We start from the raw sequence: 9,023 nt of genomic DNA, 5'->3' as shown, positions 1-9,023 counted from the left end.
CGGCCGGCACGGCCCGGTCCAGCGCGGCCAGCAGCCGGGCGCGCAACCCGGCGGCCCGCTCGGCGAACCCGCGCTGGGCCGTGGCGTACTCGGCCCGGCCCTCCGGCGTCTCCACCCGCACCGGCGGGTAACCCAGGTCGGCCAGGTCGTACGGGCTGGCCCGCATGTCCAGCGCCCGGATCTCCCGGGCCAGCGCGAAACAGTCCGCCACCAGTTCCGACGGCACCAGCGGCGACAGCTTGTACGCCCACTTGTAGAGATCCATGTTGGCGTGCAGGCAGCCCGGCTGCTCCAGCGCGTGCTGGCCCTCCCGGGTCGGCTGGAGCACGTTCAGCGGCCGGGCCGGCGCGGTGAAGAACCGGAACGCGTCGAAGTGGCTGCACCGCACGCCGCGCTCGGAGACCACAGCCGCCGTCTCCGCCGGGCTCAGCCGCAGCGGCCAGGCGTTGTGGCGTACCTGCTCCTGGGTCTGCCGGTAGACCATCGCCCACTCGTGCATACCGAAACAGCCGAACTGCGCCGGGCGTCCGGCGGTCGCCGCGAGCAGCGAACGGATCCAGGCGATCGACTCGGCGCGCCGCGCGCGTACCCGATCGGTGTCGAGGGTGAGCCCGGCGGCGCCCGCGGTGTAGTCCGGGCCGAAACCGGCCGGGTCGGCGTCGCGCAGCACCACGCCCGCGCCCGGGTGCCAGCGGCGCAACTGCGCCGGGCGGTGGGAGTAGTAGGTGAACAGGAAGTCCTCCACCGGGTGCTTCACCCCGGTGCGGCGGCGCTCCAGGTGCGGCGTCAGCCAGGCGTCCACCCGCGCCTCGTGGGCGTGCCGGCGCGCCTGCCAGTCGGCCAGGTCGAGCGCGGGGGCGAGGGCGGCGGTCACACACCCCAGGGTACGACCGCCGCCCGTGCCCGGATCACGCCACGTCCACCCGCACGCCCGCCGAGAAGACGCCGCTACGCAGCTCCAGCCGTTTCGGCGGCTCGTCGCCGCGCATGGTGAACACCAGCGGCAGCAGCACCCGCCGCCCGGCGGCCACCGGCTGGGAGAAGACGTCCCGGCCCAGGTTCGCCACCCGGGTGGCGTCCTCGTCGGCGGCGACCCAGTTGCCGCTGGGCAGGTACGCCCGCTGCAACTGCCCGTGCCAGGTCTGGTCCTCGTTGGTGAGATTGCGCACCCCGACCGTGGCCAGGCACGGCCGGCCACCACCCGGCGCCGGCGGCAGGACGTCGGCGCCGCAGCTCAGCCGGTAGACGGTGAACTCGAACGCGGTCTCGCGCAGCGGCTGGCCCAGCGCGCCGGTGACGCTGCTGCCCACCCACGCGCCGCTCGTCGGCTGCTTGGTGGTGTCCATCGCGGCCACCCGCTGCGTGGCCGACCAGGCCGCCGCGCCGACCACACCGGCCAGCACAGCCGCCGCCACGCCGACCACGAGCCACACCGGCGGCCGGCGACGACGGCTCGCGGGCGACGGCACCGCCGTACGCGGATAGACGGTTCCGCGCTCGGCCGGCCCGCTGTGGCCCGGCACGCCGTGGCCCGCTCCGCCCTGGCCAGGGCCGGCCCGGCCGGGCTCGGCTCCGCCCGGCACGCCCGGGCCGGGCACGCCGCTTCCCGGGGCGCCGGTGTGCATGGCGCCGCCTCCGGGCGTACCGGAGGGAGTCGCGGCGCGTCCCGCCGCCGTGCGCCGGCGGCGGCGCCACACCGCCCACCACAGCACGCCGGCGGTGACCACCAGCAGCGCGGTGAACGCGGCGAGCAGCACCGGCGGCCGCCGCCAGGCCGGGGCGGCGGTGACCTGCGCCGCCGGGGCCGTCGCGGCGCCCACCCAGGTCGCCGTGGCGCAGTCGAACGGGCGCGTGCCGTCCGAGCCGTAGACGCAGGTGGGGGCCGTCACCGAGCGGCCCGGACCGGGGACCGACAGCGCGGTGTGCAGCGTGGTGGTGCTCTTCGCCGGCAGCCGCAGCCGCCAGGTCACCTCACCGGCGCTCATCCCGGCGGGCCGGCTGGCCCGGCCGCCGCCGGTCACCGTGGTGGCCCGCGACCCGTTCGGCAGCTCCTGCCGGACCATCGTGTCGACGGGCGAGGTGCCGGCGTTGCGGACCTCGATCCGGTAGCCCGGCGCCGGGGTGCCCGACGCGCCCACCGCCACGCTGACCGGGGGCATCGACGGCCGGACCGGTGCCGGGCCGGTGGTCGGCACCGCCGGGGGCACCGCCGGCACGCCGGTCGGGATCGGGGTGGCCGCGGCGCCGGGGATGACAGCCGGTGCCGGGGCCGGACGGGCGGGGGCGGCGGCCGCGCCGGGCGTCGCCGGGGACAGCGCCGGTACGGCGGCGATGACGCCGAGGCAGTTCACGAACACTGCCAGGGCCCTCTGGTGTCGTCTCGATGCAGGCATACCAACGAACCTCCGGACCCGAAGCTATGGGCCGGGGACCGCCGGGCGGGTACGAAGCCGCCATTCCCGCCCCGTCCGGCGCGATCGCGCGTACCCTGTCCGGCCCTTGCCGATCCGGTGCCGCCGGCGCCGGTGAGGGTGTGGCGCGCGGCGGCCGGGGCGTGCCGCCTGCCGGTGTCCGCCGGGCGGCCCGCGGGCGGGGATAGATTGGCCGGGTGCGTATCGCTCGTTTCGCTCATGCCAAGGGAATGTCGTTCGGGGTCGTCGAGGGCGAGCCGGAGGCCGGGCCGCAGGGCCTGACCATCGCCGAGATCGAAGGCCACCCGTTCGGGCAGATCCAGTTCTCCGGCGCCCGCTGGGCGCTCTCCGACGTCCGGCTGCTGTCGCCGATCCTGCCCAGCAAGGTGGTGTGTGTCGGCCGTAACTACGCCGAACACGCCGCCGAGCACGGCAGCGAGGTGCCGAAGGAGCCGCTGCTGTTCCTCAAGCCGTCCACCTCGGTGATCGGCCCCCGCGATGCCATCCGGTTGCCGATCTTCTCCAAGCAGGTCGAGCACGAGGCGGAACTCGCCGTGGTGATCGGCGCCCCCGGCGCCCGCCGCGCCGACCGGGCCGCCGCCGAACGGGCCATCTTCGGCTACACCTGCGCCAACGACGTCACCGCGCGGGACCTCCAGCGCTCCGACGGGCAGTGGACCCGCGCCAAGGGCTTCGACTCGTTCTGCCCGATCGGGCCGTGGATCACCACCGGGCTCGACGTGAGCGACCTGGAGATCCGGTGTGAGGTGGGCCGCAACCCGGAGGAGATGGAGGTACGTCAGCTCGGCCGGACCAAGGACATGGTGTTCGACGTACCGGGCCTGGTGTCGTACATCTCGCACGTGATGACGCTGCTGCCCGGCGACGTGGTCCTCACCGGCACGCCGGCGGGGGTTAGCCCGCTCACCGAGGGGGATACGGTCACCGTGCGGATCCAGGGGATCGGGGAGCTGAGCAACCCGGTGGTCCCTGTCGCCTGATCCGCTCCGATGCCTCGTTTCCGCTGGTCAGGTGGGTTTCGAGGGGTTGGATTTGGCCTGTCGGCACCGGGAGGGTAAAGTTCATTCCCGGCGCCGCAAGGGGCCAATGGGGTATGGGGTAATTGGCAGCCCGACTGATTCTGGTTCAGTTAGTCTAGGTTCGAGTCCTGGTACCCCAGCGCAACCGAGGGTTCGTGAGAGCCCTCGGACGCTGGATTCCGGCAGTTCACGCTGGCGGAGTGCAATGAAGGTTCTGGCCCCGTCGTCTAGCGGCCCAGGACGCCGCCCTCTCAAGGCGGTAGCGCCGGTTCGAATCCGGTCGGGGCTACAGCACCGACAGCCCGTCCCGTTTTCCGGGGCGGGCTTTCTGCTGTCCGGTGCACGTGTGCAGGGGGTGCCCCCCGGCGGTGGTGCCGCGCGGGATGCCGCTAGACTACTGCCACACCGCCCGGCAGGGTGGTGAAGCACGAAAAGTGCCTGGCCCCGTCGTCTAGCGGCCCAGGACGCCGCCCTCTCAAGGCGGTAGCGCCGGTTCGAATCCGGTCGGGGCTACACCCACGAACGGCCCGTCTCGCTCCGCGAGGCGGGCCGTTCGCATTCCCCGCCCGTGCCCGCCCCGTTGATCATGAAGTTAGCGGCAGTCGGGGATCAAAATTGCCGCTAACTTCATGATCAACGGGAAGGGGGTGGGTGGGTGGGTCAGAGGCCGGAGAGGCGCTGGCCGGCTCGGACCACGGCCATGGCGTGGCGTTCGCCGGGGCGGCGGCCGAGGCGCTCGATCGGGCCGGAGATGCTGATCGCGGCGATCACCCGGCCGGTGCGGTCGCGGATCGGCGCCGAGACGCTCGCCACACCCGCCTCCCGCTCGGCGACGCTCTGCGCCCACCCGCGCCGCCGCACCTCGGCCAGCGTGCGGCCGGTGAACTTGGAGCGGGGGAGCAGCGGCATGACCGCCTCCGGGGGCTCCCAGGCGAGCAGGATCTGCGCCGCCGAGCCGGCGGTCATCGGCAGCACCGAGCCGACCGGGACGGTGTCCCGCAGGCCGCTGGCGCGCTCGGCGGCGGCCACACAGATCCGCTCGTCGGCGCGGCGCAGGTAGAGCTGGGCGCTTTCGCCGGTGGCGTCCCGTAGCGCGGCGAGCAGCGGCTCGGCGGCGGTCAGGAGCACGTCCGGGGCCGCGTTCGCCAACTCGCCCAGGCGTGGACCCGGGCGCCAGCGCCCCTGGGTGTCCCGGACGAGCATCCGGTGGATCTCCAGCGCCTGTGCCAGCCGGTGCGCGGTGGCCCGGGGCAGCTTGGTGCGTTCAACGAGTTCGGCCAGGCTGGCGCCGTCGACACAGGCGGCCAGGATGACCACCGCCTTGTCGAGAACGCCGACACCGCTCATACTGTGTCCCACAAGCCGAAATTTACCTCCCAGAATTTAGGATGTCCAGATGGTGGGAGTCACTCAACCGAGGACCCTGGCCGAGAAGGTCTGGGACGCACACGTGGTCCGCTCCGCCGCCGGCGAGCCGGACCTGCTCTTCATCGACCTGCACCTGCTGCACGAGGTGACCAGCCCGCAGGCGTTCGACGGGCTGCGTCTGGCCGGGCGTGGGGTCCGCCGTACCGACCTGACGATCGCGACCGAGGACCACAACACCCCGACCGGGTACGACGACCCGGCGTTCCGTTCCCGGCGCGGCGACCTGCTCACGATCGCGGACCCCACCTCCCGCACCCAGATCGAGACGCTGCGCCGCAACTGCGCCGAGTTCGGCGTCCGCCTGCACCCGCTGGGCGACGAGAACCAGGGCATCGTGCACGTCATCGGCCCGCAGCTCGGCCTCACCCAGCCCGGCATGACGATCGTGTGCGGCGACTCGCACACCGCCACCCACGGCGCGTTCGGCGCGCTGGCGTTCGGCATCGGCACCAGTGAGGTCGAACACGTGCTGGCCACGCAGACGCTGCCGCAGGCCCGCCCGAAGACCATGGCCGTGAACGTGGTCGGCGAGCTGGCGCCCGGCGTCACCGCCAAGGACCTGGTGCTCGCGCTGATCGCGCAGGTCGGCACCGGCGGCGGGCGCGGGCACATCGTCGAGTACCGGGGCGAGGCGATCCGCGACCTCTCGATGGAGGGGCGGATGACGATCGCGAACATGTCCATCGAGTGGGGCGCCAAGGCCGGCATGATCGCGCCGGACGAGACCACGTTCGCGTACCTGAAGGGGCGGCCCAACGCGCCCCAGGGCGACGACTGGGACGCGGCGCTGGAGTACTGGCGGACGCTGCCCACCGACGAGGGGGCGACCTTCGACACCGAGGTCACGCTCGACGCGAGCCGGATCACGCCGTTCGTCACCTGGGGCACCAACCCCGGGCAGGGCGTGCCGCTGGGCGCCACCGTGCCGGACCCGGAGGACTTCGTCACCGAGCCGGAGCGGGTCGCCGCCCGTCGCGCGCTGGAGTACATGGACCTCACCCCGGGCACCCCGATGCGCGACCTCGCGGTGGACGTGGTGTTCGTCGGCTCCTGCACCAACGGCCGCCTGGAGGACCTGCGGGCCGCCGCCGAGGTGCTGCGCGGGCGCCGGGTCGCCGACGGCGTACGCATGCTCGTGGTCCCCGGCTCCGCCGCGGTCCGCGAGGCGGCCGAGATCGAGGGGCTGGACAAGGTCTTCACCGAAGCCGGCGCCGAGTGGCGCTTCGCCGGCTGCTCCATGTGCCTGGGCATGAACCCGGACACGCTGAAGCCGGGTGAGCGCTCCGCCTCGACCTCCAACCGCAACTTCGAGGGCCGCCAGGGCCGGGGCGGGCGTACCCACCTGGTGTCCCCGCCGGTCGCCGCCGCCACCGCCGTGGTCGGCCGGCTGGCCGCCCCCGCCGATCTGTAGAAGGGCAGCCGACTGATGGACAAGTTCACCACCCACACCGGCACGGCCGTGCCGCTGCGCCGATCCAACGTGGACACCGACCAGATCATCCCCGCCGTGTACCTCAAGCGGGTGACCCGGACCGGATTCGCCGACGGTCTGTTCAACGCGTGGCGGGAGGACCCGTCATTCGTCCTCAACGATCCCGCCCATTCAGGTGCGTCGATTCTGATCGCCGGCCCCGAGTTCGGCACCGGATCCTCCCGGGAGCACGCCGTCTGGGCGCTGCGGGACTGGGGCTTCCGGGCCGTCATCTCGCCTCGCTTCGGCGACATCTTCCGCGGCAACGCGCTCAAGGAAGGCCTCCTTCCGGTCGAGCTGGAATTGAAAGCCGTGGAAGAACTGTGGGATCTCGTGGAATCCGAGCCGACCACGCCGATCACTGTCGACCTCGCCGCCCGTCAGGTCCACGCCGGTGACGCCACCTGGGCGTTCCCGCTGGACGACCACAGCCGTTGGCGGCTGATGGAGGGCTTGGACGACATTGGACTCACTCTCCGGCACGAGTCCGAGATCAGCACGTACGAGGCGGCCCGGCCGGCGTTCCTGCCCTCGATCGCCTGACCTCAAGCGCTATTCGCCCCCACCGGTGCATCCGGTGGGGGCGAATCCGTTACGACACAAGGGCTTTTTTCCACCGAATGTTTGTGTCCAGGCAGCACAGGGCATACCGTGCGCGCAGAATGGCTCGCGTCGAGTCAGTTGCACAATCGGGAGGAAGTCGTGAACAAGGCCGAGCTCATCGAGGCGCTCGCCGTTCGCCTGGGGGACCGGAAGACGGCGACGGCCGCGCTCGACGCGGTTCTCGCTGAGGTCCAGGCGGCGGTCACCAAGGGCGAGAAGGTGGCGATCACCGGTTTCGGAGCGTTCGAGAAGCGCGTCCGGGGAGCCCGAACAGCGCGCAATCCGCGGACCGGCGAGGCGGTGAAGGTCAAGAAGACCTCCGTCCCGACGTTCCGGGCGGGCGCGGGCTTCAAGGAGATGGTGGCCAGCGGCAAGGTGCCGAAGGACACCGCCGCCGCGAAGAAGACCACCGGTGCCGCCAAGGCCACCGGCGGCCGGACCACCGCTGCCGCCAAGAAGACCACGGCGGCGAAGGCCACCAAGGCCACCAAGACCACCGCTACCAAGAAGGCCGCGCCGGCGAAGAAGGCCGCCGCGACCAAGACCACGGCGGCGAAGAAGACGACCGCGGCGAAGTCCACCGCGGCGAAGAAGACCGCCACCGCCAAGAAGACGACCGCGGCGAAGTCCGCCACGGCGAAGAAGACCACGGCGGCCAAGAAGGCGCCCGCGAAGAAGGCACCGGCCAAGAAGGCCGCCACCCGGCGCTGACCGGACGGCCCACGAAAGGGCGCCCACCGTTCGCGGTGGGCGCCCTTTCGCATGGGTACGCCGTTGACCGCCCGCCGTCGCGCCCCGCAGAATCGCCGTGCCGAAAACCCCCGTCGGTCACGAGAAGAGGCGCCCCGTGCGGCACCGTCACCTCTCCACCCTCACGCTCGCGCTCGGTATCGCGGTCCTGCTGGACGTGCTCCGCGTCTGGCTCCCGTCGGTCATCACCCTGTTCGGCCAGGCCGCCGAGACACCCGCCGAGCTGCTCGGCGCGTTCGCGCTCGGCTGGTTCGTGCTGGCGCTCGCCGCGCCCACACTCGTACGCCGCATCGGCGCCGCCCCGGTCGGACTCGCCGCGGCGGGCGTGCTGGCGGCGGCCCGGCTGGCGCTGACCGCGCAACCCGGCGGCCCGGCCCAGCTCTGGCTGGCCTGCGCCGGACTGCTCGCCGGCCTGATCTGGCTCGCCGCGATCGCCGCGTCGGTGCCAAGGCCGGTCGCCGGGCTGGCGCTCGGGCTGGCCGGGAACGCGGTCGGGCATGCCCTGCTCGGCACCGAGGACCTGGTGTGGCGCGGCGGTGTGCTCGCCTGGAGCCTGAGCGCCCTGCTGGTGCCGGCGTTCCTGGCCGCCTCGGTGGCGGTACTGCGGGACCGGGCCGCCGCTCCGGTACGCGGCGACGCGGCGCGGACGGCCGCCCCGGCGACGGATGTGGCGGACGGCGACGCCGGGCGGCGCGTGCCCACCCCGGGCCGCCGGGCCTGGTTGCTGTGCGGTCCGGCGCTGTTGCTGGCCGGGCAGGTGGCGCTCGCCCCGGCGCTCTGGAGCGCCGCCGCCGGCACCGGATCGCCTGACTTCCCCGGCCTCGTCCGCCCCGGAAACGGTGCCCTGCCGGGCGCGCTCGCGGTGCTGCTGTTCCTCGCGGCGGCGTTGTTCCGGGCACCGGCGCGCGTGGCGCGGGTGCTGTGGCCGCTCGCGCTGCTCGCCGGGTCGGTGCTGTTCGTGACCGGGCTGCTCGTCCCGGCGTACCTGCTCACCGCCGCCGGCCTCGGCGGCTGCCTGGCCCGCACCGACACGGCCGCCGACGACGGCCCGGCCGGCGCCACCGACGAACGAGGCGCGGACGACGGGCGGGCGGGGACGCGGCGCGGTCGGGCGGCGACGCTCGGGATGCTGGTGTTCGCGGTGGCCACGGTCGCCTACTACGCCGCCTACGACCTGGGGTACCCCAACGGCTGGGCGCCGGTCGCCGCGGCCGTCCTGGTGGCTCTGGTGGCGGCTACCGCGCCCGTCCAGCCCGGCGCGGGGCGGCCCCGCGCCCCGCAGGCGCCCCCCCCTCCCGGGGCGGGCCCTCTGCCCCCGCT

The 9,023-nt window shown here is 73.7% G+C and carries 7 protein-coding genes, 3 tRNA genes and 1 pseudogene; 8 read left to right on the top strand and 3 right to left on the bottom strand.

Features of this window, described 5'->3' with window-relative positions; all coding sequences use genetic code 11:
- Positions 1 to 874: 3-methyladenine DNA glycosylase (locus AC2CHG_RS27720; RefSeq protein ID WP_484525905.1), on the bottom strand; the 874-nt coding region annotated here is incomplete at its 3' end.
- Between the two features lie 34 nt (positions 875 to 908).
- The gene (locus AC2CHG_RS27715; RefSeq protein ID WP_194799671.1) at positions 909 to 2,393 is read right to left on the bottom strand and encodes a hypothetical protein; all 1,485 of its coding nucleotides are present in this window, start codon (positions 2,391 to 2,393) and stop codon (positions 909 to 911) included.
- 215 nt (positions 2,394 to 2,608) lie between these two features.
- Here AC2CHG_RS27715 and AC2CHG_RS27710 point away from each other — a divergent pair, with 215 nt between their 5' ends.
- The 4 genes from AC2CHG_RS27710 (at position 2,609) to AC2CHG_RS27695 (ending at position 3,964) form a co-directional block, all read left to right on the top strand.
- Positions 2,609 to 3,412: a fumarylacetoacetate hydrolase family protein gene (locus AC2CHG_RS27710; RefSeq protein ID WP_013284528.1), complete on the top strand. Its 804-nt coding sequence runs from the start codon at positions 2,609 to 2,611 to the stop codon at positions 3,410 to 3,412.
- A gap of 107 nt (positions 3,413 to 3,519) precedes the next feature.
- Positions 3,520 to 3,591 (top strand) — tRNA-Gln (locus AC2CHG_RS27705).
- A gap of 76 nt (positions 3,592 to 3,667) precedes the next feature.
- Positions 3,668 to 3,740 (top strand) — tRNA-Glu (locus tag AC2CHG_RS27700).
- 151 nt (positions 3,741 to 3,891) lie between these two features.
- A tRNA-Glu gene (locus tag AC2CHG_RS27695) sits at positions 3,892 to 3,964 on the top strand.
- A 147-nt stretch (positions 3,965 to 4,111) separates the two neighbouring features.
- On the opposite strand, the gene AC2CHG_RS27690 is transcribed toward AC2CHG_RS27695, so the two are convergent.
- A complete protein-coding gene (locus AC2CHG_RS27690) occupies positions 4,112 to 4,798 on the bottom strand; it encodes an IclR family transcriptional regulator (RefSeq protein WP_013284529.1) in 687 nt (228 codons plus the stop codon).
- 49 nt (positions 4,799 to 4,847) lie between these two features.
- Between AC2CHG_RS27690 and leuC the strand changes: the two genes are divergently transcribed.
- The 4 genes and pseudogenes from leuC to AC2CHG_RS27670 all read left to right on the top strand — a co-directional run.
- A complete protein-coding gene (gene leuC / locus AC2CHG_RS27685; protein ID WP_262014747.1) occupies positions 4,848 to 6,290 on the top strand; it encodes a 3-isopropylmalate dehydratase large subunit in 1,443 nt (480 codons plus the stop codon).
- A gap of 15 nt (positions 6,291 to 6,305) precedes the next feature.
- Entirely contained in the window at positions 6,306 to 6,893 is a 588-nt protein-coding gene (gene leuD / locus AC2CHG_RS27680) for a 3-isopropylmalate dehydratase small subunit (protein WP_262014748.1), read from the top strand.
- 159 nt (positions 6,894 to 7,052) lie between these two features.
- Positions 7,053 to 7,664 (top strand): HU family DNA-binding protein, encoded by a 612-nt coding sequence (locus AC2CHG_RS27675; RefSeq protein ID WP_262014749.1) that lies wholly within the window; start codon positions 7,053 to 7,055, stop codon positions 7,662 to 7,664.
- Between the two features lie 136 nt (positions 7,665 to 7,800).
- A pseudogene (locus tag AC2CHG_RS27670) lies at positions 7,801 to 9,023 on the top strand (endonuclease/exonuclease/phosphatase family protein); the annotation flags it as partial.

Source organism: Micromonospora sp. ATLC20, assembly GCF_057196585.1.
Note: the sequence above shows the minus strand (reverse complement) of the source record. Positions and strands in the feature narration are given on the sequence as shown.